Origin of the sequence: Streptomyces roseochromogenus subsp. oscitans DS 12.976 (assembly GCF_000497445.1) — a bacterium.
GTDB classification, from domain to species: Bacteria; Actinomycetota; Actinomycetes; order Streptomycetales; family Streptomycetaceae; genus Streptomyces; species Streptomyces oscitans.
Window position 1 is genome coordinate 2,302,857 of the sequence record NZ_CM002285.1, and the last position, 24,051, is coordinate 2,326,907.

Sequence of the window (24,051 nt, forward strand, 5' to 3'; positions counted from 1 at the left end):
CGCGGGGCAGTCTGTGGAGGACGGAAGTCGGATCGAGGCCGCGGTCCGACGACACTCCGGGACAGGACGAAGGTCCGATCCGGGCAGGCTTCACGATATGGGAAACTGGTCTAGACAACCCTGAAGACTGAAGGGCAGCAACACATGGCTGAGCGCCGCGTCAACGTCGGCTGGGCCGAGGGCCTCCACGCCCGTCCCGCCTCCATCTTCGTCCGAGCCGCCACGGCCGCAGGCGTCCCGGTGACGATCGCCAAGGCCGACGGGAACCCCGTCAACGCGGCCTCCATGCTGGCCGTCCTGAGCCTCGGTGCCCAGGGTGGCGAGGAGATCGTCCTCGCCTCCGACGCCGAGGGCGCGGACATCGCCCTGGACCGTCTGGCGAAGCTGGTCGCCGAAGGCCTCGAGGAACTGCCCGAGACGGTCTGAGCCCCGGCGCACAGATATTCCGGAACCGCGTCGCCCTTTTCGGGCGGCGCGATTCCGGCTTTTCCGGGCCCACTGCACGCACACCGGAATCAGGGCAACGTGAAATACACGGCGCCGAATAACTCCACTTCTTTGTATACGGCGCCCGTGTTAATGCCGAAGGCCCGACATGTTTACGGCGTGTTGCGAAGTCCTCACACGCTCGCCGGCCCCGGGAAATCGCAGCCGGTGCGCGCCCGTCGCGCGCTCGGTGTGCAGCGCCGTGACCGCCCGCGCGCGCTCGCCGTCGCCGCGCGCCACCGCGTCGACGATGGCGCCGTGCTCCGCCCAGGACTCCACCGGGCTCGGCGACGCCTCCACCGTGTACATCCAGGCGATCTTGTGGCGCAGCTGGCTGAGCATCGCGGTCAGTGAGGGGCTGCAGGAGGCCTGGGCGAGCGTCTCGTGGAACCAGCCGCCGAGTGAGCGCAGATCCTCGCTGTGCCCCCGCCTGGCCCGCTCCTGGCCCAGCCTGACCAGGCCACGCAGCACCTTCAGATGGGCCTCGGTGCGCCGCTGTGCGGCCCGGGCGGCCCCGAGCGGCTCCAGGAGCATGCGCATGTCGAGCAGATCGGCGGCCTCCTGCTCGGTCGGCTCGGCCACGCACGCGCCCGCGTGCCGGCGGGTCACCACGAAGCCCTCGGCCTCCAGGGTGCGCAGGGCCTCACGGACGGGGACGCGCGAGACGCCGTAGCGGCGGGCCAGGACTTCCTCGGTGAGGCGGCCGCCGCGCGCGTGGACACCGGCGACGATGTCGTCCCGGATCGCCGTGCACACCGAGTGCGCCGGAATACGCATGACCGACCTCCGCCTTAATCCCCGTGAAACGTCGACGATGGACGCGTGTTCCGTGACTCTATTCCAATGCGCCGGAATTTCCGACGGCGGGTCGGATTCCATGGATATTTTTTGGTCAGCGAGTACGGTCTGCACCGCGCAAAACGGCGAAAGCCCCGGCTCGGTGAGCCGGGGCGGCGGATACCGCGTGCGCGGAGGGTCAGACGTTCACGCCGTGCTTGCGGAGGTAGGCGACGGGGTCGACGTCCGAGCCGTAGTCGGGGGTCGTACGGGCCTCGAAGTGGAGGTGCGGGCCGGTGACGTTGCCGGTCGCGCCGGACAGGGCGATCTGCTGGCCCGGGGTGACCCGCTGGCCTACCGAGACGCCGATGGACGACAGATGGCCGTACTGGGTGTACATGCCGTCGGCCATCCGGATCACGATCTGGTTGCCGTATGCCCCTCCCCAGCCGGTGGAGACGACGGTGCCGGAGCCGACCGCGTGGACGGGCGTGCCGGCGGCCGCGTGGAAGTCGATGCCGGTGTGCGAGCCGGAGGACCACAGGGAGCTGCTGGCCTTGTAGCCCGTGGAGACATAGGAGTCGGCTATCGGGGCGACGAACGCGTTCAGCCGCGCGCGCTCGGCCTCGCGGGCGGCGCGGGCCTGGGCTTCGCGCTCCTGCCTGGCCTTCTCCGCCGCCGCCTTGGCCGCGGCCGCCTCGGCAGCCTTCCCCTCGGCGGCCTGCTTCTGGGCGGTGGCCTGCGCGTCGATGTGCTCGGCGATGTCGTCGCCGACGGTGATCACCGGGGTGAGGCCGGTCTGCTCGACGGAGTTCTGGGCGGCGGACGCCGGGGCGGCCGCGAGGGTGCCGATGACACCGGTGGTCGTGAGGGCCGCGATGCCGGCCGCCTGAGCGGTGGTGCGCTTGACCCGGCCGGGCTTGCGGTGCTTCCCGGTGGCGCATATGAACGCCATGAAGTGGCTGGTCCTTTCCTTCCCTCTCGCCTACCGGGTTAGCTGACGGGTTCGGAGCAGGAAGGTCTCCTACGGGCCCCCTCGCTGCCGCGCGGGCGCCCGATTCACCCCAGGGACGGTGGGTCCCCGGCTCCCCTGGCTCGCGCCGTACGGGGACTCGGCGATGGCTGTCCGGTGCCGCGGGTGCGGCGCACTGCCTGACGAACAGCCCGGCCGACGCTACGGAAGCCCGCTTTCCAACCCCAAACGGATCCGGGCTTTTGTAGCGCATCCCACAGGGCAGACAGGCAACCTCCGGAGCAAATCGGGCATCTGGGGAAGGGAGTGGAACAGCAGGGGCCCTGACGACCCGTAGGTCGTCAGGGCCCTCACACGCGCGTGCCCTTACTCGGCCGCCACCACGGTCACTTCGCCGATGCCGAGCGCCTCCACCGGCGCCTTGATCTGGGCGGCGTCACCGACGAGGACGGTCACCAGCCGGTCCACCGGGAAGGCGTTGACGACGGCCGCCGTGGCCTCCACCGTGCCCGTCACCGCCAGCTGCTGATAGAGCGTCGCCTGGAAGTCGTCGGGCAGGTGCTGCTCGACCTGGTCGGCCAGCGTGCCCGCTACGGCCGCAGCGGTCTCGTACTTCAGCGGCGCCACCCCGACGAGGTTCTGCACGGCCACGTCCCGCTCGGCGTCGGTCAGGCCGTCTGCGGCGAGGGTGCGCAGCACCTTCCACAGGTCGTCCAGCGCCGGGCCGGTATTGGGGGTGTCCACCGAGCCGCTGATGGCGAGCATCGAGGCGCCGGTGCTGTCCGGGGCGGAGCGGAGGACCTGCCCGAACGCGCGCACACCGTAGGTGTAGCCCTTCTCCTCGCGCAGGACGCGGTCCAGGCGGGAGGTGAGGGTGCCGCCGAGGCAGTAGGTGCCGAGCACCTGCGCGGGCCACACGCGGTCGTGCCGGTCGGGGCCGACGCGGCCGATCAGCAGCTGCGTCTGGACCGCGCCGGGGCGGTCCACGATGACCACACGGCCGGTGTCGTCGGCGGTCACCGGCGGCACGGGCCGCGGCTCGCCCTGGGTGCCGCTCCAGGCGCCCAGGGTGTCGCCGAGCAAGGCGTCCAGGTCGATCCCGGTGAAGTCGCCGACCACGACCGCGGTGCCCGTGGCGGGGCGTACATGCCGGTCGTAGAAGGCGCGTACGGCGGAGGCGTCGATCTTCTCGACCGTGTCCTCGGTGCCCTGGCGCGGGCGGGACATCCGCGAGGTCGCCGGGAAGAGCTCCTTGGAGAGTTCCTTGGCGGCGCGGCGGGAGGGGTTGGCCAGCTCGTGCGGGATCTCGTCCAGACGGTTGCGGACCAGCCGCTCGACCTCGCTCTCGGCGAACGCGGGCGCGCGCAGGGCGTCGGCGAGCAGGCCGAGGCCCTTGGCCAGGCGGGAGGCCGGAACCTCCAGGCTGAGCCGGACGCCGGGGTGGTCGGCGTGCGAGTCCAGCGTGGCGCCCGCGCGCTCCAGCTCGGCGGCGAACTCCTCGGCGGAGTGCTTGTCGGTGCCCTCGGAGAAGGCCCGCGCCATGATCGTGGCGACGCCGTCCAGGCCGGCCGGCTCGGCGTCCAGGGGCGCGTCCAGCAGCACCTCGACGGCGACGACCTGCTGGCCGGGGCGGTGGCAGCGCAGCACCGTCAGGCCGTTGTCGAGCGCGGTGCGCTCGGGGGCCGGGAACGCCCACGGCTTGGCCGCGCCGGGCTGCGGCTGGGGGTGGAAGTCCATGGTGGCGAGCTCGGTCACTTGGCCGTCTCCTCGTTCTCGTTTCCGGCCTCTACGGTCGCTTCCTGCTCCGGGTCCTCACCGCGCCCCGCTTCCTCGGTGTGCTCGGCGGACTCGGCGGACAGCGGCTCGTAGACGAGGACCGCGCGGTTGTCGGGACGCAGGCGGGCCTTGGCGACCTCCTGGACCTCCTCGGGGGTGACCTCCAGGACACGCTTGACGGCGGTCAGGGCGAGCTGCGGGTCGCCGAACAGGACGGCGAACCGGCACAGTTCGTCGGCGCGGCCGGCGACCGTGCCGAGCCGGTCCAGCCACTCGCGCTCCAACTGGGCCTGGGCGCGCTCCATTTCCTCGGGCGTGGGGCCCTCCTCGGCGAACCGGGCCAGCTCCTCGTCGATGGCGGACTCGATGACCGGCACCTCGACGTCCCCGGAGGTCTTCACGTCCAGCCAGCCCATCGAGGGCGCGCCGGCCAGGCGCAGCAAGCCGAAGCCGGCCGCGACGGCCGTACGGTCGCGGCGCACCAGCCGGTTGTACAGCCGGGAGGACTCGCCGCCGCCGAGGACCGTCAGGGCCAGGTCGGCCGCGTCGCACGCGCGCGTGCCGTCCTGCGGGAGCCGGTAGGCGGCCATCAGGGCGCGTGCCGGGACCTCCTCGACGACGACCTCGCGCTTCTGCTCGCCGATGACGTCCGGCAGGGAGCCGTCGCGCGGCGCGGGCTTGCCGTCGTGGGACGCGATCGACCCGAAGTACTTCTCGATCCAGGCGAGGGTCTGCACGGGGTCGATGTCTCCGACCACCGAGAGCACCGCGTTGTTCGGCGCGTAGTAGGTGCGGAAGAACCGTCGGGCGTCCTCCAGGGTGGCCGCGTCCAGGTCCGCCATCGAGCCGATCGGCGTGTGGTGGTAGGGATGGCCCTCCGGGTACGACAGGGCGGTCAGCTTCTCGAAGGCGGTGCCGTAGGGGACGTTGTCGTAGCGCTGGCGGCGTTCGTTCTTGACGACGTCCCGCTGGTTCTCCATGGACTCGTCGTCCAGGGCGGCCAGCAGCGAGCCCATGCGGTCGGCCTCCAGCCAGAGGGCGAGCTCCAGCTGGTGGGCGGGCATGGTCTCGAAGTAGTTGGTGCGCTCGAAGCTGGTGGTGCCGTTGAGCGAGCCGCCGGCGCCCTGCACCAGCTCGAAGTGGCCGTTGCCCTTGACCTGCGCCGAGCCCTGGAACATCAAGTGCTCGAAAAGGTGAGCCAGGCCGGTGCGTCCCTTGACTTCGTGGCGGGAGCCGACGTCGTACCAGAGGCAGACCGCCGCCACCGGGGTCAGGTGGTCCTCGGAGAGCACCACGCGCAGACCGTTGGCCAGGCGGTGCTCGGTCGCTGTCAGGCCCCCGGAGCCTGCCTCGGCTGTGGTCGTGTGACCCATGGGCATGTACGTCCCTTCGCGAGCGGAGGCGGTTGTGCAAACCGCGGTCTTCCTGCCGTTCCTGCCACTGTATGCAACGTGTGGGGGGCCTCGGCGAAGTTCCCGCGGGACGTACGCCCACAGCGGATCCCGTAGCCTGCCCCGAACCCGCCCGGAGGCGCCGGGAAGCCCGCCGGGACCGGGTCGTGGCGCGGGTTGTCAGTGCCTCGGTCCACAATGGTCCGCGTCAGATCCATCAAACGCTTCAGTAGCAAGGAGCCGGCAGCGATGGCCCGCCGCAGCACGAAGACCCCGCCGCCCGACGATTCGTACGAGGAGAAGATCCTTGACATCGACGTCGTGGACGAGATGCGTGGCTCCTACCTCGAGTACGCGTACTCGGTCATCTACTCACGCGCCCTGCCGGACGCCCGCGACGGTCTCAAGCCGGTGCACCGCCGGATCGTGTACCAGATGAACGAGATGGGCGTGCGCCCCGACCGCGCCTATGTGAAGTGCGCGCGCGTCGTCGGCGAGGTCATGGGCAAGCTGCACCCGCACGGCGACGCGTCGATCTACGACGCCCTGGTGCGCATGGCCCAGCCCTTCTCCATGCGCGTGCCGCTGGTCGACGGCCACGGCAACTTCGGCTCGCTGGGCAACGACGACCCGCCGGCCGCCATGCGGTACACCGAGTGCCGGATGGCCGATGCCACGAGCCTGATGACCGAGTCGATCGACGAGGACACGGTCGACTTCGCGCCGAACTACGACGGCCAGGAGCGGGAACCGGCGGCACTCCCCGCCGCCTTCCCAAACCTGCTGGTGAACGGCTCCTCGGGCATCGCGGTCGGCATGGCGACGAACATGCCGCCGCACAACCTCGGAGAGGTGATCGCGGCCGCCCGCCATCTGATCCGGCACCCGAACGCGGACCTGGACGCGCTGATGAAGCACGTCCCCGGACCGGACCTGCCCACCGGCGGCCGGATCGTCGGCCTGGACGGCATCCGTGACGCGTACGCGACGGGCCGCGGCACCTTCAAGATGCGTGCGACGGTGTCGGTGGAGACCGTGACCGCCCGCCGCAAGGGACTGGTCGTCACCGAACTGCCCTTCACGGTGGGCCCCGAGAAGGTCATCGCGAAGATCAAGGACATGGTCAACGCGAAGAAGATCCAGGGCATCGCCGACGTCAAGGACCTCACCGACCGCGAGCACGGCCTGCGTCTGGTCATCGAGGTCAAGAACGGCTTCGTGCCGGAGGCGATCCTGGAGCAGCTGTACAAGCTGACCCCCATGGAGGAGACCTTCGGCATCAACAACGTGGCGCTGGTGGACGGCCAGCCGCTCACACTGGGCCTGAAGGAGCTGCTGGAGGTCTACCTCGACCACCGCTTCGACGTCGTCCGGCGCCGCAGCGAGTTCCGCCGCGGCAAGCGCCGCGACCGGCTGCACCTGGTCGAGGGCCTGCTCACCGCGCTGGTCGACATCGACGAGGTCATCCGGCTGATCCGGTCCAGCGAGAACTCCGCGCAGGCCAAGGAGCGCCTGATGGAGCGCTTCTCGCTGAGCGACGTGCAGACGCAGTACATCCTCGACACGCCGCTGCGTCGGCTCACCAAGTACGACCGCATCGAGCTGGAGGCGGAGAAGGACAAGCTCACCGCGGAGATCGCGGAGCTGACCCGGATCCTGGAGTCCGACGCGGAGCTGCGCAAGCTGGTCTCGGCCGAACTGGCCGCCGTGGCCAAGAAGTTCGGCACCGACCGGCGTACGGTCCTGCTGGAGTCCGGGGGCGCGCCGGTGGCCGCCGTGCCGCTGCAGGTCGCCGACGACCCGTGCCGGGTGCTGCTGTCCTCGACGGGTCTGCTGGCCCGTACGGCGACCGACGAGCCGTTCCCGGAGCAGGCGGGCGCCAGGCGCGTCAAGCACGACGTGATCGTCTCGGCGGTCCCGGCGACCGCGCGCGGCGAGATCGGCGCGGTGACCTCGGCGGGCCGCCTGCTGCGGATCAACGTGGTCGACCTGCCCCAGCTGCCGGAGGCCACGGCGGCACCGAACCTCTCGGGAGGCGCGCCGCTGGCCGAGTTCGTCTCCCTGGAGGACGACGAGACGGTGGTCTGTCTGATCACGCTGGACGAGTCGTCCCCGGGTCTCGCGCTCGGCACCGAGCAGGGTGTCGTCAAGCGCGTGGTGCCCGACTACCCGTCCAGCAAGGACGAGTTGGAGGTCATCACCCTCAAAGAGGGCGACCGGATCGTCGGCGCGGTGGAGCTGCGCACCGGCGACGAGGACCTGGTCTTCATCACCGACGACGCACAGCTGCTGCGGTTCCAGGCGTCCATCGTGCGTCCGCAGGGCCGCCCGGCGGGCGGTATGGCGGGCATCAAGCTCGGCGAGGGCGCGAAGGTCATCTCCTTCACGGCCATCGACCCGGCGGCCGACGCGGTGGTGTTCACGGTGGCGGGCTCGCGCGGCACGCTGGACGACTCGGTGCAGACGACGGCCAAGCTGACCCCGTTCGACCAGTATCCGCGCAAGGGCCGGGCCACCGGTGGTGTGCGCTGCCAGCGGTTCCTGAAGGGCGAGGACTGCCTGGCGCTGGCCTGGGCGGGCCCGGTGCCGGCGCGCGCGGCACAGAAGAACGGCGCCCCGGCGGACCTGCCGGAGCTGGACCCGCGCCGGGACGGTTCGGGCACCTCGCTGCCGAAGACGGTGTCGGTGGTCGCGGGGCCGGTGTTCTAGACGGGCGGAACTTCCAGACTCTGAGCTGGGGGATCTTCCAGGCTCTGGGCGGGCGGATCTTCCAGGTCCGCACCGTCCGGGCCCTGTACGTAGCGCAGGACGCCCCACATGCCGTGCTCGTCGGCGTGCGGGGCGTGGTTCTTGCACGCCTCCAGTTCCTTGCCGAGGGCGCCCGCGTCAATGCCGGAACCGATCAGGACGAGCTGGGTCAGGCGGGCGTCGGCGGGCGGCCAGGGCTCGGGGTAGAAGCGCAGGAACCGGCCGACGGCGTGGACGGCGTACCGGTTGACGGTGTCGTGGGGCCCGAAGTCGACGTATCCCTTGATCCGGTACAGCCCCTCCGGACGGCTGTCGAGGAACTGCATCAGCCTGCGGGGTTCCATCGGCAGGTCGGCGCCGAAGGACAGGCTGTCGTAGCCGGTGTGCAGATGACCGGCATGGTCGTGGCCGTCGTCGCCGTGCTCGTGCAGGTCGTCGAAGGACAGCTGCCCGATCCGCTCCTCGCTCGGCCGGCAGTCGAAGAGGAACTCCGGGTCGATACGGCCGTAGGTGGCGGGGACGACGGCGGCACGGTCCGCCAGGGACCGCACCAGACCGAACACCCGGTCGCCGTCCGTGGCCCGGTCGAGTTTGTTGACCACCACCAGGTCGGCGAGGGCGAGATGGCGGTCGATCTCGGGGTGCCGGGCTCGGGTGTCGTCGAACTCGGCGGCGTCCACGACCTCGACGAGGCCGCCGTAGACGACCCTCGGGTGCTCGCTGGCCAGCAGCATCCGCACGAGTTCCTGGGGTTCGGCGAGCCCGCTGGCCTCGATGACGATCACGTCGATGCCGGTGTCCGGGTCGGCGAGCCGGTCCAGGTAGAGGTCGAGTTCGCTCGCGTCGACGGCACAGCAGAGGCAGCCGTTGCCGAGCGAGACCGTCGAGTCGCCGAGGGCGCCCGCGACGGCCATGGCGTCGATCTCGATGGCGCCGAAGTCGTTGACGATCGCCCCGATACGGCTGCCTCCGCTGCGGTGCAGGAGGTGGTTGAGGAGCGTGGTCTTCCCGGAGCCCAGAAATCCGGCGAGTACGACGACCGGGATCTGCGGGCCGTTGCTGTTCCCCAACGGGTGACCTCTCTCATGTGGACCTGGTGGACCGGGTGAACCAGGTGGACCAGGTGGACCAGGTGGACCAGGCCGGGTTGACCAGGTTGACGGGGTTGACCAGGCGGGCCATGTGGATCGGGCGGACCACATGACCGACTGCCGGTCCAGCATAAGAGAGCCTTGCGTCAGCTCGCGGCGGTCACAGCGCGGCCGGTACCGGGACCGGCGGCTGGGGTCCCACATATCGCGCCACCGGCCGGATGATCTTTGAATCGGCCGCCTGTTCCAGGATGTTGGCGCTCCAGCCCACCACCCGTGCGGCGGCGAAGGTGGGAGTGAACATCTCGCGGGGCAGACCGCAGAGTTCCATGACCACGCCGGCGTAGAACTCGACGTTGATGTGGAGTTCACGGCCGGGCTTCAGCTCGGCGAGGATCACCTCGACCCGGCGCTCCACCTCCACCGCCAAGTCCACACGCGGACCGCCGAAGCCGAGGGCGATCTCCCGCAGCATCCGCGAACGGGGGTCCTCCGTACGGTAGATGGCGTGTCCGAAGCCCATGATCCGCTCACCGGCGAGCACGCGCTCCCGGATCCAGGGGTCGATCCGGTCCGGCGTGCCGATGGCGTCCAGGGTGTCCAGGGCCCGGCTGGGCGCGCCTCCGTGCAGCGGCCCCGACAGGGCGCCCACGGCTCCGGTCAGACAGGCCGCCACGTCGGCGCCGGTGGAGGCGATGACGCGGGCGGTGAAGGTTGATGCATTGAATCCATGATCAATGGTTGAGATCAGGTATTGCTCGACCGCACGGGCCCGCCGCGGATCGGGCTCCTCCCCGTTGAGCATGTACAAGTAGTTGGCCGCGTACGGCAGATCCTCGCGCGGCTCGACCGGGTCGAGGCCCTGACCGAGCCGGTACAGCGCGGTGAGCAGCGTGGGCACGGCCGCACAGACGGCCACGGTGTCGGCGCACCGCCGGTCCGCGTCGATGTCGTACACCGGTCGCAGCCGCCGCGCCGACCCCAGCAGCGACAGCGCCGTACGCAGCCCGGACAGCGGGCCGGAGACGCGGCTCGCCGCGGCGATCGCGGGCAGCGCCGCACGGACCTCCTCGGGCAGCCGCCGCAACGCCGCGATCTCCGCCAGGAAGGCGGCGCGGCGCTCCGCGTCCGGGAGCGTGCCGTGGACCAGGAGATGCCAGACGTCCTCGAACCCGCGGGTCCGCGCGAGTTCGACGGCCGAGTACTGGCGGTAGTGGTAGAAGCCCTCCCTCCCCCGGACGTCACCGATCTCGGTCTCGGTGACGACGACGCCGGCAAGTCCGCGCGGTGCGTCGATGAGCGGGGTTGCGGTCCTGTTGATGGCCATGGTTCTCCTCCCTGTACTTGATCTGACTGTCCATGATTGACTAAATTCCTGTCAATATTGATTTAATCAATATGCCGATCAACCTATACGAGGGCGGCTACGGTGATCCCCATGCGTGATGACGAACCCGTTCCCGGCCGTCCCGGGCGAAGGCTGACCACCAACGAGACCGCCGAACTGCTCGGCGTGAAGCCGGAGACGGTGTACGCATATGTGAGCCGCGGCCTGCTCAGCAGCAGACGCGAACCCGGCGGCCGCGCCAGCTCCTTCGAGGCGAAGGAGGTCGAGGCCCTCGCCCGGCGCCACCGGCGCGAGGCGGCCGGAAGCCCCGGCTCCGGCGGGGACCTGTCCGTGCGGACCCGCATCACGCTGATCGAGCAGGACCGGTACTACTTCCGGGGCGTGGACGCCGTCGAGCTGGCTCTCCGGCACTCCTACGAGGAGGTCGCGGAGTGGCTGTGGACGGCCCGGCTGACCCCGGGCGTCACCTTCGCCGCGCCCGGCCCCACCGTCGAGGTCGCCCGCCGCGCGGTGAACGCCCTGTCCGAGCACGCCTCCCCCACCGACCGGCTGCGCGTGGCGGCGGTCGCCGCGGCGGCCGAGGACCCGCTGCGCTTCGACCTGTCGGAGGACGCCGTGCTGAACACCGCGCGGATCCTCATCCCCACACTCGTCGCCGCGCTGCCGCCGGCCCGGCATGCCCACAAGGACGACGGGCCGCTCGCCCACCGGCTCTGGGGCCGGCTGACCGGCCGACCCGCCGACGAGGCGTCCCTGCGCGTCCTGGACACCGCGCTCGCCCTGCTCGCCGACCACGACCTGGCCGCCTCCACTCTCGCGGTCCGCGTCGCCGCCTCGGCCCGCGCACACGCCTACGCGGCCGTCTCGGCCGGGCTCGGCGTCCTGGAGGGCCCGCTGCACGGCGCCGCGAGCGGGATGGCCCACCGCATGCTGCTCGACGTGCTCGACCAGGGCACCGCGGTCCCGGTGATCGCCGACGAGCTGCGCGCGGGCCGCCGCGTCCCCGGGCTCGGCCACCGGCTGTACGCCGGCGAGGATCCCCGCGCGAGCGTGCTGTTCGGCCTGCTGGAGCACGTCCCGCGCGCGGAGTCGGCCCTGCTGGCCGCCCGGGACATCGTCGCCACGACCGCCCGGCACACCCCCCTGCACGCCAATGTCGACCTGGCCCTGGCGGTGTTCACCGCGTCCAGCGGCATGCCCGCAACGGCCGGTGAGACGATCTTCGCCGTAGCCCGGACGGCGGGCTGGATCGCGCACGCTCTGGAGGAGTACGGCGAGCGCCCCCTGCGCATGCGCCCCGTCGGCCACTACGTCGGCGTACGGCCCCCGCAGCCGCTCCCGGCGACTTGACCCCCATCCCCTCCCGAAGCCGGACACGGCGGCGGCCGGAAGTCGCCCCGGAGAGAGTCAGGTTAGGCTCACCTCTGTGAGTAGGTGCGCGACCGTCTCCCGGAGCCTCGACGAGCCCGTTTCCGGCACGGCGGCCACGGCGACGACGTGGCTGCTGCTGGAACAGCCCGGCCCGTGGGGCGTCCAGGCGCTCACTTCGAGCCATCTGGACCCCACGCTGGGCCGGGCACTGGAGGCGGCCGCCGAGGGAACGGGCGTACGCGTCGCGCTCATCCGGCACCCCGGGCGCCACGCCGACCCCGGCAGGACCGCCCTCCGGCAGGTGTACGCCGCCCACACGGTGCCGGGCCGCGTGTGGCTGCACAGCGCCACGACCCGCGATCCGCGGCGGCTGCTCGGCCTCGACTTCGCCGCCCTCGGAGCGGGCGATCACCGTTCCTTCGCCACCGCGCTCGGCGGGCGGCCGCACCCAGGCGACCCGCTCGCGCTCGTGTGCACCAACGGCAAGCGCGACCGCTGCTGCGCCCTGCTGGGCCGCCCCCTCGCCGCCGAACTGGCCGCCTCGGGAGTGCGCGGAGTCTGGGAGGTGACCCATCTGGGTGGACATCGCTTCGCGCCGACGGTGCTCGTCCTGCCGTACGGCTACGCCTACGGCCGCGCCGAGGCGCACACCATCAAGGAGGCGCTGCACGGCGCCCAGGAGGGGCGCGTGGTGGTCGAGGGGTGCCGCGGCTGCTCGGCCTGGGAACGGCCCGGTCAGGCGGCCGAGCTGGCCGTCCGCACGGCCGCGGGCGAGTACCGGGCGGGAGTGCTGAGTGTCGTACGGACCGAGGGCGCGGCCCCGCGCTGGCAGGTCACCGTCCAACACACCGACGGACGCCGCTGGCGGGTGACCGTGGCGCGGGGCGCGTCGCTGCCGCCCCGCCCGGAAAGCTGCGGTGCGGCGGTGCTGGGCACGCCCGCGCGGATGGACGTGATCGCCGTGCGCGAGTTGCGGACTACGGCGCTGGCGAGCTGAGCGGCCGCCTCCCCAAGGACGGCCGCCATCTTCAAGAAATGGTCAAGAGATCCGCACCACACCCTCTGGGGCGCTTCGGGCCTTCCCACATACGGTCGTGCGTATGAGCCCCACTCCTCCCGCGCGCCGGTTGCGCCTCGGACTGCCCCGGCGGGTGTTCTCGCAGGTGCTGCTGATGCAGGTGGCGATCGCCGCGGGGGTCGCGGTGCTCGCGACCGGGCTGTTCCTCGCGCCGCTGAGCAAACAGCTGGACCAGGAGGCGATGCGCAGGGCGCTGGCGATCGCGGAGACCACGGCCCAGGACCCGCAGATCACCGAGGGCGTCCTGACCACCCCGCCGACCGCGGACGGCCCGGTGCAGAAGGAGGCCGAGCGGATCCGGAAGGCCACGCACGCCGAGTACATCGTGGTGCTGGACCGGAGGGGCGTGCGCTGGTCACACACCACGCCCTCGCAGATCGGTCAGGTCGTCTCCACCAGCCCTGAGGTCGCCCTCGCCGGCAACGAGGTCATGGAGATCGACAACGGCACCCTGGGCCGCTCCGCCCGCGGCAAGGTGCCGTTGTACGACGCCCGCCACCGCGTCATCGGGGCGGTCTCGGTCGGCATCGCCTACGACAGCGTGCGGGCGCGGCTGATCAGCGCGATCCCGGGCTTGTTCGCGTACGCCGGCGGCGCGCTCGCTGTGGGCGCGCTGGCCGCCTGGCTGATCTCCCGCCGGGTCCAGCGGCAAACCCGGGACCTGGCCTTCTCCGACATCTCGGCGCTGCTCGCGGAGCGCGAGGCGATGCTCCACGGCATCCGGGAGGGCGTGGTCGCGCTCGACCGGGGCGGCCGCGTCCGCCTGCTCAACGACGAGGCGCGACGGCTGCTGGGTATCGGTGACGAGGCCGTCGGTCAGACCCCGGACGAGGCGCTCGGCGCGGGCCGTACGACGGACGTGCTGGCCGGCCGGGTGACCGGCACCGATCTGCTCACCGTGCGCGGCCAGCGCGTACTGCTCGCCAACCGCATGCCCACCGGCGACGGCGGCGCCGTGGCCACTCTGCGCGACCGCACCGAACTGGAGCGGCTGGGGCGCGAACTCGACTCCACGCGCGGGCTGATCGACGCCCTGCGCGCCCAGGACCACGAGCACGCCAACCGCATGCACACCCTGCTCGGACTGCTGGAACTGGACATGTACGACGACGCAGTGGAGTTCGTCGGCGAGGTGGTCGGCGACCATCGGGTCACCGCCGAGCAGGTGACCGAGAAGATCCGGGATCCACTGCTGGCCGCGCTGCTGGTCGGCAAGGCGACCGTCGCGGCCGAGCGCGGGGTCGCGCTGTGGGTGTCGGAGCGCACCCGGCTGCCGGACCGGCTGATCGATCCGCGGGGTCTGGTCACGGTGGTGGGCAACCTGGTGGACAACGCCCTCGACGCGGTCGCTGGCGCGCTCCACGCACGCGTGGAGGTCGAGTTGCGCACCGAGCGCCGTACGGTCGTACTCGGAGTGCGCGACACGGGCCCCGGAATCCCGGCAGAGCAAAGAGAGTTGATCTTCACCGAGGGGTGGTCCACCAAGCGGCCGCCCGCGCACGGCAAACGCGGCATCGGGCTCTCTCTGGTGCGCCGGCTCGCCGAACGGCAGGGCGGGAGCGCGACGGTGGGCACGGCCGATGGCGGTGGCGCCGAGTTCACCGTGGTCCTGCCGGAGGCACTGACCGAGCCGGAGCTGGACCCCGTGGTGACCGAGGAGTCCCGCCAACCCGCCGCCGTCGCCGAGGAGGAGGCGCGATGATCGAGGTCCTGGTCGTGGACGACGACACCCGCGTCGCCCAGGTGAATGCCGCGTACGTGGAGAAGGTGCCGGGATTCCACGTCGCCGCCGAGGCGCACAGCGCGGCGGAGGCGCTGCGCCTGGTGGAGGCGCTGCCGCGACTGGACCTGGTGCTCATGGACCACTATCTGCCCGACGACACCGGTCTCGCGGTGGTCCAGGAGATGCGCAGGCGCGGCCACCAGACCGACGTGATCATGGTGACGGCGGCACGGGACGTCTCGACGGTCCAGGCCGCGCTGCGGCAGGGGGCGCTGCAGTATCTCGTGAAACCGTTCGCCTTCGCCGGTCTGCGCGCCAAGCTGGAGGCGTACGCCGAGCTGCGGCGCACCCTGGACGGCGGCGGAGAGGCCGAACAGGCGCAGGTGGACCGCATCTTCGGCGCCCTCTCCGCGCCGTCGGAGCCCGGGTTGCCCAAGGGGCACTCCCCCACGACGGCCGAGCTGGTGCGCCAGGCGCTGCTGAACGCCGAAGGGCCGCTGTCCGCCCAGGAGATCGCCGAGCGGACGGGGGTGAGCCGGCAGACGGCCCAGCGGTATCTGAAACTCCTGGAGCGCACCGGACGGGCGCGGCTGACCCTCAAGTACGGCGACGCGGGCCGCCCGGAACACCGTTACGTGTGGGCGGCCCGCGGCTGAGTGTGTGTCACGCGGCGGTCAGTTGACTCATGGAGCCGTCACTTGACTCATGGAGTGATTACTTGACCTCGGAGCAGCTACTTGACCGCCTTGACGAACTCGGTCGTGTACGTCTTGCTCAAGTCGACCTTGGCGTTCTTGATGGTGGGGTTGAACGACTTGAGGACCTTCTCAACGGTCTCGGGGCCGCCCTGGGGCATCACGCCGTCGTCGGTGAACATCGGAAGGGTGCTCTTGATGGCCTGTGCGTAGAGCGCCTTGTCGCCCTGGGAGTAGTCGGCGGGCATCTGGGCGGCTATCTCGTCGGCGCTGTGGGTGGACATCCACTTGAGCGTCTTGACGAATGCATTGACCAACTTCTGGACGGTGTCCTTGTGTCCGTTCACCCAGTCCGTCTGCATGTACAGACTTGACGACGGGTACGGCCCACCCAGCGCCTGCTGCGAGCCCCCGGGGGTGCGCATGTCGAGGAGGACCTTCCCCGCTTTCTTGTCCAGGATCGTCGCGACGGTGGGGTCGGTGGTCATACCGCCGTCGATCGCCCCCTTCTGGAGTGCCGCGATGAACGTCGGTCCGGCCCCTACGGCGACGGGCGTGAACTCGCTGACGTTCACGCCGTTCCTGACCGCCAGGTATTTGGTGAGGAAGTCGGTGGACGAGCCGAGCCCGGTCACGCCCAGCTTGCGGCCCTTGAAGTCCTTGGGCGAAGTCAGGCTGCCCGCTGCCTTGTCCGAGACGACCTCGACCTCGCCGGGCGCGTGTGAGAACTGCACGACCGACTCCACCGACTTGCCCTTCACCTGAAGGTCGAGGGTGTGGTCGTAGAAGCCGACCGCTCCCTGCACCTGGCCGGCGACGAGTGCGGTCTCGGCCTGGACACCGGCGGGCTCGCTCAGGAGTTGGACATTCAAACCCTCGCCCTTGAAGTAGCCGAGGCGCTGGGTGAGCATCGCGGGCAGATAGATGACCTTGTCCAGGCCGCCGACCATGATCTTGACGGTCTCGCCCTTGCCGCCGCCTCCGCCGCTTCCGGAGTCGGCCGTGGAGCCGGCCGCGTCGTTGGCACAGGCGGTGAGCGAGGAGAGCGCGAGCAGGCCGGCGGCGGCCAGGGAGGCGTATCTGACGGTGTTGCGCATGCGGTTCACGTCCTTGTGAGAGGGCGGTGCGGGGAAGGCGTGGAGGCTGGCCCGTAACGGCGTGGGGGGTGAGTCCGGAGGGGTTCCGGTCAGCTGTCGGAACCGGTGGACTTCCAGCGGAAGATGCGGCGTTCGGCGAAGGTCAGCAGTCCTTCGGCGGCGAGGGCGACGACCGCGAGGATGACCATCGCGGCGTAGACGCCGGCGGCATTGAAGGTGTTCTGCGACTGCGCGACGAGCAGGCCGATGCCCTTGGTCGCGCCGATGTACTCGCCGACGATGGCGCCGATGAGCGCGAAGCCGAAGCTGACATGCAGGCTGGTGAAGATCCAGGAGGTGGCCGACGGGATGACCACCTGGAGCGTCACCCTGCGGTCGCTGGCGCCCAGGATGCGGGCGTTGGCCACCAGGTTGCGGTCCACCTCCCGGGCACCCTGGAAGGCGTTGAAGAACACCGGGAAGAAGACCAGCACGACGGCTGAGGCGACCTTGGAGGACGGCCCGAGCCCGAACCAGATCAGGAAGATCGGCGCCAGGACGATCCGGGGGATCGAGTTGAGCACCTTGATGTATGGACCAAGGACCTCGGCGAGCAATCTGATCCGCCCGAGTGCGATACCCAGCAGCACACCGGCGACCACACCGATGACCCAGCCGAGCAGTGCCTCGTAGAGCGTGTACCAGATCTGTTCGCCCAGTGAGCCGAGCGCCGTCCCGTGCGTGACCCAGGTCCAGATCTGGTCCCAGATCTTCGACGGCATCGAGAAGTTGAACGGGTCGATGACCTTGGCTCGGGACAGTCCCTCCCACAGCCCGAGAACGGCCACCAGCAGCAGCACGCGCGCGAGGGCGACGAGGGCCTTGCGGCGGCGGGCGGCCCGGGCCCGGGTCTGCGCGCGGTCGGGGACCTTGGCGGTGTCGACCACCGCGGGCTTGAGAACCTCAGGCGACATGGGCGGCACCTCTTTCGCGGGTGATGCGGACCTCTTCGCCGAGGGACTCCCAGATCTCGCGGTAGATCTCGATGAACCGCGGCTCCAGGCGCACCGACTCGACCTTGCGCGGCCGGGGCAGGTCGATGGCGAAGACCTGCTTCACGGTCGCGGGTCCAGCGGTCATCACGACGACCTTGTCGGCGAGCGCGATGGACTCCTCCAGATCGTGGGTGACGAAGACGACGGAGGCGCCCGTGCCCTCCCACAGCTCCAGCAGCTCGTCCGACATCAGGGCCCGGGTCTGCACGTCCAGCGCCGAGAACGGCTCGTCCATCAGCAGGATCTCGGGGTCGTTGACGAACGTGGCGGCGAGGGCGACGCGCTTGCGCTGGCCACCGGAGAGCTGGTGCGGATAGCGGTCCTCGAAGGCGGCGAGTCCGACGCGGGCCAGCCACTCCCGGGCCCTCTGCCTGGCCTCGGCCTTCGGTACGCCCCGGAAGCGCGGGCCGGCCATGACGTTGGACAGGACCGTGCGCCAGGGGAACGTGGCGTCCTGCTGGAAGACGAAGCCGACCTTGTCGCCGACGCCACGGGCCGGCTCGCCGGCCACCAGCACCTCGCCCTCGGTGGGCTCCTCCAGGCCGCTGACCAACGTCAGCGTGGTGGACTTGCCGCAGCCGGTCGGGCCTACGACGGCCACGAACTCGCCGCGCTCGACAGTGAGGTCCAGACCGCGCACGGCCGTATGCAGTTCCCCGGACGGGGTTCTGAAGGTCTTGCTCGCGCCCCGCAGCTCGATGGCGGGGCTGGTGTGTGCGCTCATGGGCCGGGACGGTAGGTGCGGCCCCGGCCACGGCAGGAGTCTTGTGAGCGCAAGCCGTTCTTTTGCTCGCAAGAGCCTGTTGTGCTCTTTTTGCTCGCGCTACAACTGCGGAGCCGACACACGGGCTTAACGCTCGTCGGCCTTGAAGGAGAGGCCCGATGATTGACGTCCTGGTCGTGGACGACGACTTCCGCGTCGCGGAGATAAACGCCAAGTACGTGGGAAAGGTTCCCGGCTTCCGGGTGACCGCCCGCGCGCACAGCGCCGCCCAGGCCTTGGCCGCCGTCGAACGCGCCACCATCGATCTGGTCCTGCTCGACCACTATCTGCCGGACCAGACCGGGCTCGACCTCGTCCACCGCATGCGGGAAGAGGGTCACGGCACGGACGTCATCATGATCACGGCGGCCAGTGATGTGTCGACCGTCCAGCAGGCGATGCGGCTGGGCGCGCTGCACTATCTGGTCAAGCCCTTCACCTTCGCCGCCCTGCGCGCCCGCCTCGACTCCTACGCCGCCCTGCGCCGCACGGTCGACCGGGTCGGGGGCCGGGGTGTGACGGGCCAGGAGCAGGTCGACCGGATCTTCGGGGCGCTGCGGACGGCTCCCGCACCGTCCGCGCCCGGCCTGCCGAGCGGTCACTCGGAGCCGACGACCGATCTGATCTGCGGTGTCCTGCACCATGCCGGCCAGCCGTTGTCGGCCCATGAGGTGGCCGCCAGGACTGGCCTGAGCCGCTCCACGGCCCAGCGCTACCTCCGCCACCTGGAACAGGCCGGCCGCCTACGGCTCTCCCTGAGGTACGGCGACACCGGCCGGCCGGAGCACCGGTACGCCTGGGTGGCGCCGTAGGGCAGCCCTGGCCGATGGCCGCGCTTCGCCCGGCTGAACGGTTCTGCCCGGCTACACAGCTCCCGCGCCGGTCAGTGACCGGACCTCCGTCTCGGCGTACTTGGCCTCGTCCGCGACCTCGTCGGAGGTGATCGTGCCGAGCCAGCCGGCGAGGAAACCGAGCGGGACGGACACGATGCCCGGGTTCTGCAGCGGGAAGTACTGGAAGTCGACGTCCGGGAAGAGCGAGGCCGGACTGCCGGACACCACCGGGGACAGCAGCACCAGCCCGAGCGCCGGGATGAGTCCGCCGTAGACGGCCCACACCGCACCGCGGGTGGTGAAGCCGCGCCAGAACAGCGAGTACAGCAGCACCGGAAGGTTCGCCGACGCGGCGACGGCGAAGGCGAGGCCGACGAGGAAGGCGACGTTGAGATCACGGGCCAGCAGACCGAGCGCGATCGCCACGACGCCGATGCCGACCGCCGCCCACCGCGCCACCGCCACCTCGCTGCGCTTCTTGCCACCCGCCGTGCCGCGCGTCCGCCGCAGCGACGCATACAGATCGTGCGCCACCGACACCGACGAGGCCAGGGTGATGCCGGCGACCACGGCGAGGATCGTGGCGAAGGCAACGGCGGCTACGATCGCGAACAGAACCGTGCCACCGGTGGAGCCCGCGCCGCCGCCCAGGTCCAGGGCGAGCAGCGGCACCGCCGTGTTCCCAGCCGCGTTCGAGCCGCGCACCGCCTCCGTCCCCACCACCGCGGCCGCCCCGAAGCCGAGGACGATCGTCATCAGGTAGAAGCCGCCGATCAGCCCGATGGACCACACGGCGGAACGGCGGGCCGCCCGCGCGGTGGGCACGGTGTAGAAACGGGACAGGATGTGCGGCAGCCCCGCCGTGCCCAGCACCAGGGCGAGTCCCAGGCTGATGAAGTCGAGACGGGCGGTCCAGGTCCCGCCGTACTTCAGGCCCGGCGCCAGATACGCCCTGCCGTGACCGCTGCGGTCCGCGGCCGTGATCAGCAGCCGGTCGACGTCTCCGTGGAAACGCAACAGGACGAGCGCGGTCAGCGCGATCGTGCCGGCCAGCAGCAGCACCGCCTTCACGATCTGGATCCAGGTGGTGGCCCGCATCCCTCCCAACGACACATAGATCACCATGAGCGCGCCGACCCCGGTGACCGCCCAGGCCCGGTCCGCCGCGCTCGTCTGCCCCAGCAGCAGTGCCACCAGACTGCCCGCGCCGACCATTTGCGCCACCAGATACAGAACGGACACCGTGACCGACGAAGTTCCCGCGGCGATCCGCACCGGCCGCTCGCTCATTCGCGCGGCCACCACGTCGGCCAGCGTGAACCGCCCGCAGTTGCACACCAGTTCTGCCACCAGGAACAGCACGACCAGCCAGGCCACGAGGAAGCCCACGACGTACAGCATCCCGTCGTACCCGTACAGCGCGATGAGCCCGGTGACCCCGAGGAAGGAGGCGGCCGACATGTAGTCACCCGCGATGGCAAAACCATTCTCCATGGGCGAGAACAGCCGCCCTCCCGCGTAGAACTCCTCCGCCGAACCGTGCCGGCGACGGCTCACCCATGTCGTGATCCCGAGGGTGACGGCCACAAAGCCGCTGAACAGCAGTAGCGCCAGCATCTGATGGTGACCGGTCACGAGGCGTCTCCCCGCACTCCGCGGGCCAGCTCCTGGGTGTCCCAGCGCAGCTCCAGCGCCGCCCGGTCCCGGCGCAGCCGGGCGTGCCGGGCGTAGGCCCAGGTGAGCAGGAACGTGGTGAGGAACTGTCCGAGTCCGGCCAGCATGCCCACGTTCACCGCTCCGGTCACGGACCGGGCCATGAGCCCCGGAGCGGCCGTGGCGGTGACCAGATAGCCCATGTACCAGACGAGGAAGGCGGCGACGCCCGGCACCACGAACCGCCGGTATGTGGCGCGCACTTCCTGGAAGGCCGGGCTGCGCTGCACCTCCATGTACACGTCGCGGGCGCGAACCGCTCCTCCGCCCCGCTCCCCGCGAGCGGGCGGCACCGTCGGCGCCGGCGCTCCGGTACCGTCCACTTCGCCCCAGCCGGAGGCCAGCGCGTCGTACCAGGGGTCCTCGTACGTCACGTCGCGGGAAGGTGCGCCGTGGTCTTGCTGGTTCTCGGCCGAGCGCTCGGAACCGTCCCCGGCGCCACGGTCACGGCCATTGCTTGACTGCATGCCCAAGGATGGACAGATCGGGAAGATCCCTGACTCTTCTTCCCCCGGCTCTTCACCCCATCAGGTGATTCACTCCGTGGGCGGCCGCACCAGCCCCTTGCTGTACGCGTAACGCACCGCCTGCGCCCGGTCCTTGAGGCCTGTCTTGGCGAAGAGGTTGTTGATGTGTGTCTTCACGGTCGCGGTCGACACATGCAGCCGGCGGGCGATCTCCTGATTGCTGAGCCCTTCGGCGATCAGCTGCAGGACCTCGGTCTCCCGCGCGGTCAGTCCGTCGGGCGGTGCCTCCGCGGTCGCCGGCAGACCCGGCTCGGGCTGTGACAGCCGCTCCAGCAACCGGCGTTGGACACTCGGGGACAACCCCGCGTCCCCCGACAGCACGCTCTCCACCGCACGCACGATCTCGTCACCGCCGGCGTCCTTGGTCAGATACCCCCGTGCGCCTGCGCGCAGCGCGGGGAACAGCGACTCGTCGTCCGCGTACGTGGTGAGCACCACGACCTGGGTCGCCGGATACTGTGCCCGGATCCGCCGGGTGGCCTCCACTCCGTCGCAGCGGGGCATCCGGAGATCCATCAGGACGACGTCCGGGGCCAGTTCCCGCACCAGTTGCACCGCTTCCTCGCCGTCTCCCGCGGCGCCCACGACCTCCACTCCGGGCAGCAGCCCGAGCAGCATCACGATGCCTTCCCGGACCACGGTCTGATCGTCGGCGACCACCACCCGTGCGGGCTTCCTCTCCCCTTCCGTCTCGGTCATACAGGCACCTTCAGCGTCACCACGAACCCCTCCTCGTCCGGCCCCGCGTCGAGTGAGCCGCCCAGCAGCTCGGCACGCTCGCGCATCCCCAGCAGACCGTACCCGCCTCCGGACCTGGTGAGTTCGCCCGGCCGTCCGCCCGAGTCCCGTACGCCCAGCGTCACTTCGTGCTCGCCATAGTCAAGTCGCAGCTGCACCTTGGCGCCCTGGGCGTGCTTGCGGACGTTCGTCAGGGCCTCCTGGGCGACCCTGCGCACGGTCTGGGAGGCCTCGGCCGACAGGGGTCTGCGCTCACCCGTCACGGTGACCTCGGCTCCCTCGGCCCCGCTGACGAGTTCGCTCAGGAAGTCCTCCAGCGGGGTCAGCTCGCCGCGCAGTGCCGACAGGGCCTGCCGGGTCTCGGCCAGTCCGTCGCGGGCCATGCCCCGGGCGGCCACCACCCGCTCCAGGATCCGCTCGCGGTCCGCGCCGTTCTCGATCAGCAGCCGGGCCGCCTCCAGGTGCACCAGCTGTGCGGAGAGGCTGTGGGCCAGCACATCGTGGATCTCCCGAGCGATGCGGGTCCGCTCGGCGAGCGCCGCGGACTCCGCCTCGGCCGCCCGGGCGGCGCGCTCCTGGGCGAGGAGTTGCTGCGCGCTGCCGCGGGCCTCCGCGTCCAGCCGCAGGACGTATCCGGCGAGAGCCATGCCCGCCACCGTGGCGGCCGTGGTCAGCCAGACGTCGTTGTTGAACGCGGAGAAGGAGGCCAGTCCCACGCACGCCACGGGTACGGCCGCGGCGAGCGGAAGCCGCTCCAGGGCGCTGATTCCGCAACCGCACCAGAGCACCAGGGCCGGTCCTCTGAAGCCCGTGGCCTCGGCGGCGACCGCGAGGGCCAGGAGCACGCCTATCAGTGCCAGGGAGGGCACCAACCGATGCTGGTAAGTGGTCCGGAAGAAGCCCCAGGAGACAACAGCGGCGAGGAGGACCCCCGCGGCTGCCGCGATCGCCCCGCCGATGCCGACGTGATTCTGGCTGAACGCGCCCCACAAGAGCAGCGCGACCACGAGCAACCTGATTGCCCAGGCGAGCATGCGCCGGGGTCGGGGTGTGCCCGCACGGCCGAGCGCCTCCCGCGACGGCCAGCGGGTCCAGACGTTCTCCGTCACACGCGCTCCTTCCAGGCCGGCCGCATGTCGTCACCGTACGCCGGTGCGGGACGGGTCGCGGTGCCGAGGGACTGTGCCCTCCAGAACAGGATTCCGCTGCGGACCAGCAGGGTGACGGCGAAACCGAGCATCAGGGCGGAGCTGGCCTGGTGCAGGCCGAGCGCCCTGCCGAGGGCGTAGAGACCGATCCGCAGGGCGACACCCACGACCCATACGGCGATGCTCGCCTTGGTGCTCTTGGTCCATACGACACCGTCCGAGGCCGTCCAGACGCGGGTCGTCCAGGCCCAGCCGGCGCCCGTGGCCACACCGATTACCAGCTCCACCGCGAGGAGGACGGCGGATTCGGCGCGGTGGTGACCGTCGAGGATGCCCGGCTCGCGCAGCGCGACGACACCGAGGATCACGGGGAGCAGCCACCAGCGCCGGTCGGTGTCGATCGCCTGAGCGCGGAACTGCCGCGCGATCACTATGGCAGCGACAGCCACGATCACCAGCGCGTTGACGAGCCCGGACATCAGAGCCTCCGTGAGCGAAAGAGCGGTGCCGGGAGCAGGCGCTGCCGACACCTACGAAGCTACGGAAAAGCGCAGGTCGGGAGATCGGAGCCGGGGTGGATCACGGGTGGAAACCTGAAGCGGCTCTTCTCCACCCACGGGTGTAGATCCCACGGGATCCCACGGCTGTAGATGTAGATACCGGGCAGGTGCGGATGCGGAGGCCGGTCGAGGCAAGGCTCCGATAGCCGACCGGCGGAGGACGACCGACCGGCGGAAGACG

The 24,051-nt window shown here is 70.8% G+C and carries 21 protein-coding genes and 1 riboswitch; of the genes, 7 read left to right on the forward strand and 14 right to left on the reverse strand.

The genetic code is table 11. The features are described 5' to 3' along the window. Positions 1-144 precede the first annotated feature (144 nt). On the forward strand, positions 145-426 hold the full coding sequence (locus tag M878_RS59920) for an HPr family phosphocarrier protein (RefSeq protein ID WP_023546101.1): 282 nt from the start codon (positions 145-147) through the stop codon (positions 424-426). Between the two features lie 150 nt (positions 427-576). Here M878_RS59920 and M878_RS59925 read toward each other — a convergent pair whose 3' ends face one another. The 4 genes from M878_RS59925 to M878_RS59940 all read right to left on the reverse strand — a co-directional run bounded on the left by M878_RS59925 (position 577) and on the right by M878_RS59940 (position 5,391). Beyond that, complete coding sequence (locus M878_RS59925) at positions 577-1,263, reverse strand: GntR family transcriptional regulator (RefSeq protein WP_023546102.1); 687 nt, start codon at positions 1,261-1,263, stop codon at positions 577-579. Positions 1,264-1,462: 199 nt separating this feature from the next. Continuing rightward, positions 1,463-2,218 (reverse strand): M23 family metallopeptidase, encoded by a 756-nt coding sequence (locus tag M878_RS59930; protein WP_023546103.1) that lies wholly within the window; start codon positions 2,216-2,218, stop codon positions 1,463-1,465. A gap of 12 nt (positions 2,219-2,230) precedes the next feature. Then, a riboswitch (cyclic di-AMP (ydaO/yuaA leader) is annotated at positions 2,231-2,391 on the reverse strand. Between the two features lie 211 nt (positions 2,392-2,602). Next, a complete protein-coding gene (locus M878_RS59935) occupies positions 2,603-3,991 on the reverse strand; it encodes a M16 family metallopeptidase (RefSeq protein WP_023546104.1) in 1,389 nt (462 codons plus the stop codon). Further along, positions 3,988-5,391: a M16 family metallopeptidase gene (locus M878_RS59940; RefSeq protein WP_031224640.1), complete on the reverse strand. Its 1,404-nt coding sequence runs from the start codon at positions 5,389-5,391 to the stop codon at positions 3,988-3,990. Before M878_RS59940 ends, M878_RS59935 begins: the two co-directional genes overlap by 4 nt. Positions 5,392-5,652: 261 nt before the next feature. On the opposite strand from M878_RS59940, the gene M878_RS59945 reads away from it, so the two are divergent. Further along, positions 5,653-8,112 (forward strand): DNA gyrase/topoisomerase IV subunit A, encoded by a 2,460-nt coding sequence (locus M878_RS59945; RefSeq protein WP_023546106.1) that lies wholly within the window; start codon positions 5,653-5,655, stop codon positions 8,110-8,112. Here the strand turns inward: M878_RS59945 and M878_RS59950 are convergent. Further along, the gene (locus M878_RS59950; protein WP_023546107.1) at positions 8,109-9,221 is read right to left on the reverse strand and encodes a CobW family GTP-binding protein; all 1,113 of its coding nucleotides are present in this window, start codon (positions 9,219-9,221) and stop codon (positions 8,109-8,111) included. The two genes, M878_RS59945 and M878_RS59950, sit on opposite strands and share 4 nt — an antisense overlap. Before the next feature lie 181 nt (positions 9,222-9,402). Continuing rightward, positions 9,403-10,569 carry a citrate synthase/methylcitrate synthase gene (locus tag M878_RS59955; RefSeq protein WP_023546109.1) on the reverse strand — a complete coding sequence of 389 codons (1,167 nt, stop codon included), beginning with the start codon at positions 10,567-10,569 and terminating at the stop codon, positions 9,403-9,405. A 111-nt stretch (positions 10,570-10,680) separates the two neighbouring features. On the opposite strand from M878_RS59955, the gene M878_RS59960 reads away from it, so the two are divergent. The 4 genes from M878_RS59960 to M878_RS59975 all read left to right on the forward strand — a co-directional run bounded on the left by M878_RS59960 (position 10,681) and on the right by M878_RS59975 (position 15,418). Further along, positions 10,681-11,940, forward strand: coding sequence for a citrate synthase (locus M878_RS59960; protein ID WP_023546110.1), 1,260 nt, complete (start codon positions 10,681-10,683; stop codon positions 11,938-11,940). A gap of 76 nt (positions 11,941-12,016) precedes the next feature. Next, positions 12,017-12,958, forward strand: a complete 942-nt coding sequence (locus tag M878_RS59965; RefSeq protein ID WP_023546111.1) for a ferredoxin family protein — start codon at positions 12,017-12,019, stop codon at positions 12,956-12,958. 103 nt (positions 12,959-13,061) lie between these two features. Then, positions 13,062-14,741: an ATP-binding protein gene (locus tag M878_RS59970; RefSeq protein WP_031224641.1), complete on the forward strand. Its 1,680-nt coding sequence runs from the start codon at positions 13,062-13,064 to the stop codon at positions 14,739-14,741. Then, positions 14,738-15,418: a response regulator gene (locus M878_RS59975; RefSeq protein ID WP_023546113.1), complete on the forward strand. Its 681-nt coding sequence runs from the start codon at positions 14,738-14,740 to the stop codon at positions 15,416-15,418. The genes M878_RS59970 and M878_RS59975 overlap by 4 nt, the downstream gene beginning before the upstream one ends. Positions 15,419-15,495: 77 nt before the next feature. Here M878_RS59975 and M878_RS59980 read toward each other — a convergent pair whose 3' ends face one another. The 3 genes from M878_RS59980 to M878_RS59990 all read right to left on the reverse strand — a co-directional run bounded on the left by M878_RS59980 (position 15,496) and on the right by M878_RS59990 (position 18,312). After that, positions 15,496-16,554 carry an ABC transporter substrate-binding protein gene (locus tag M878_RS59980; protein ID WP_023546114.1) on the reverse strand — a complete coding sequence of 353 codons (1,059 nt, stop codon included), beginning with the start codon at positions 16,552-16,554 and terminating at the stop codon, positions 15,496-15,498. Between the two features lie 89 nt (positions 16,555-16,643). Continuing rightward, positions 16,644-17,507: an ABC transporter permease gene (locus tag M878_RS59985; protein ID WP_023546115.1), complete on the reverse strand. Its 864-nt coding sequence runs from the start codon at positions 17,505-17,507 to the stop codon at positions 16,644-16,646. Next, positions 17,497-18,312 (reverse strand): ABC transporter ATP-binding protein, encoded by an 816-nt coding sequence (locus M878_RS59990; RefSeq protein WP_023546116.1) that lies wholly within the window; start codon positions 18,310-18,312, stop codon positions 17,497-17,499. Before M878_RS59990 ends, M878_RS59985 begins: the two co-directional genes overlap by 11 nt. 158 nt (positions 18,313-18,470) lie before the next feature. Between M878_RS59990 and M878_RS59995 the strand changes: the two genes are divergently transcribed. Next, positions 18,471-19,163, forward strand: a complete 693-nt coding sequence (locus tag M878_RS59995; protein WP_023546117.1) for a response regulator — start codon at positions 18,471-18,473, stop codon at positions 19,161-19,163. 51 nt (positions 19,164-19,214) lie between these two features. Here M878_RS59995 and M878_RS60000 read toward each other — a convergent pair whose 3' ends face one another. The 5 genes from M878_RS60000 to M878_RS60020 form a co-directional block, all read right to left on the reverse strand. Continuing rightward, complete coding sequence (locus tag M878_RS60000) at positions 19,215-20,819, reverse strand: solute symporter family protein (RefSeq protein ID WP_023546118.1); 1,605 nt, start codon at positions 20,817-20,819, stop codon at positions 19,215-19,217. Further along, positions 20,816-21,364, reverse strand: a complete 549-nt coding sequence (locus tag M878_RS60005; RefSeq protein WP_023546119.1) for a DUF485 domain-containing protein — start codon at positions 21,362-21,364, stop codon at positions 20,816-20,818. Before M878_RS60005 ends, M878_RS60000 begins: the two co-directional genes overlap by 4 nt. 69 nt (positions 21,365-21,433) lie before the next feature. Then, positions 21,434-22,123, reverse strand: a complete 690-nt coding sequence (locus M878_RS60010; protein WP_023546120.1) for a response regulator transcription factor — start codon at positions 22,121-22,123, stop codon at positions 21,434-21,436. After that, a complete protein-coding gene (locus tag M878_RS60015; RefSeq protein WP_023546121.1) occupies positions 22,120-23,271 on the reverse strand; it encodes a sensor histidine kinase in 1,152 nt (383 codons plus the stop codon). Before M878_RS60015 ends, M878_RS60010 begins: the two co-directional genes overlap by 4 nt. After that, positions 23,268-23,789: a DUF1453 family protein gene (locus tag M878_RS60020; protein WP_023546122.1), complete on the reverse strand. Its 522-nt coding sequence runs from the start codon at positions 23,787-23,789 to the stop codon at positions 23,268-23,270. The genes M878_RS60015 and M878_RS60020 overlap by 4 nt, the downstream gene beginning before the upstream one ends. Positions 23,790-24,051 lie beyond the last annotated feature (262 nt).

Bases quoted from the DNA above. Each gene is read 5' to 3' on its own strand.
- M878_RS59995 (WP_023546117.1), top strand. From the start codon at position 18,471: ATGATTGACGTCCTGGTCGTGGACGACGACTTCCGCGTCGCGGAGATA.
- M878_RS59980 (WP_023546114.1), bottom strand. From the start codon at position 16,554: ATGCGCAACACCGTCAGATACGCCTCCCTGGCCGCCGCCGGCCTGCTC.
- M878_RS59930 (WP_023546103.1), bottom strand. From the start codon at position 2,218: ATGGCGTTCATATGCGCCACCGGGAAGCACCGCAAGCCCGGCCGGGTC.
- M878_RS59985 (WP_023546115.1), bottom strand. From the start codon at position 17,507: ATGTCGCCTGAGGTTCTCAAGCCCGCGGTGGTCGACACCGCCAAGGTC.
- M878_RS59970 (WP_031224641.1), top strand. From the start codon at position 13,062: ATGAGCCCCACTCCTCCCGCGCGCCGGTTGCGCCTCGGACTGCCCCGG.
- M878_RS60010 (WP_023546120.1), bottom strand. From the start codon at position 22,123: ATGACCGAGACGGAAGGGGAGAGGAAGCCCGCACGGGTGGTGGTCGCC.
- M878_RS60005 (WP_023546119.1), bottom strand. From the start codon at position 21,364: ATGCAGTCAAGCAATGGCCGTGACCGTGGCGCCGGGGACGGTTCCGAG.
- M878_RS59990 (WP_023546116.1), bottom strand. From the start codon at position 18,312: ATGAGCGCACACACCAGCCCCGCCATCGAGCTGCGGGGCGCGAGCAAG.
- M878_RS59975 (WP_023546113.1), top strand. From the start codon at position 14,738: ATGATCGAGGTCCTGGTCGTGGACGACGACACCCGCGTCGCCCAGGTG.
- M878_RS59920 (WP_023546101.1), top strand. From the start codon at position 145: ATGGCTGAGCGCCGCGTCAACGTCGGCTGGGCCGAGGGCCTCCACGCC.
- M878_RS59960 (WP_023546110.1), top strand. From the start codon at position 10,681: ATGCGTGATGACGAACCCGTTCCCGGCCGTCCCGGGCGAAGGCTGACC.
- M878_RS60020 (WP_023546122.1), bottom strand. From the start codon at position 23,789: ATGTCCGGGCTCGTCAACGCGCTGGTGATCGTGGCTGTCGCTGCCATA.
- M878_RS59955 (WP_023546109.1), bottom strand. From the start codon at position 10,569: ATGGCCATCAACAGGACCGCAACCCCGCTCATCGACGCACCGCGCGGA.
- M878_RS59945 (WP_023546106.1), top strand. From the start codon at position 5,653: ATGGCCCGCCGCAGCACGAAGACCCCGCCGCCCGACGATTCGTACGAG.
- M878_RS59925 (WP_023546102.1), bottom strand. From the start codon at position 1,263: ATGCGTATTCCGGCGCACTCGGTGTGCACGGCGATCCGGGACGACATC.
- M878_RS59940 (WP_031224640.1), bottom strand. From the start codon at position 5,391: ATGCCCATGGGTCACACGACCACAGCCGAGGCAGGCTCCGGGGGCCTG.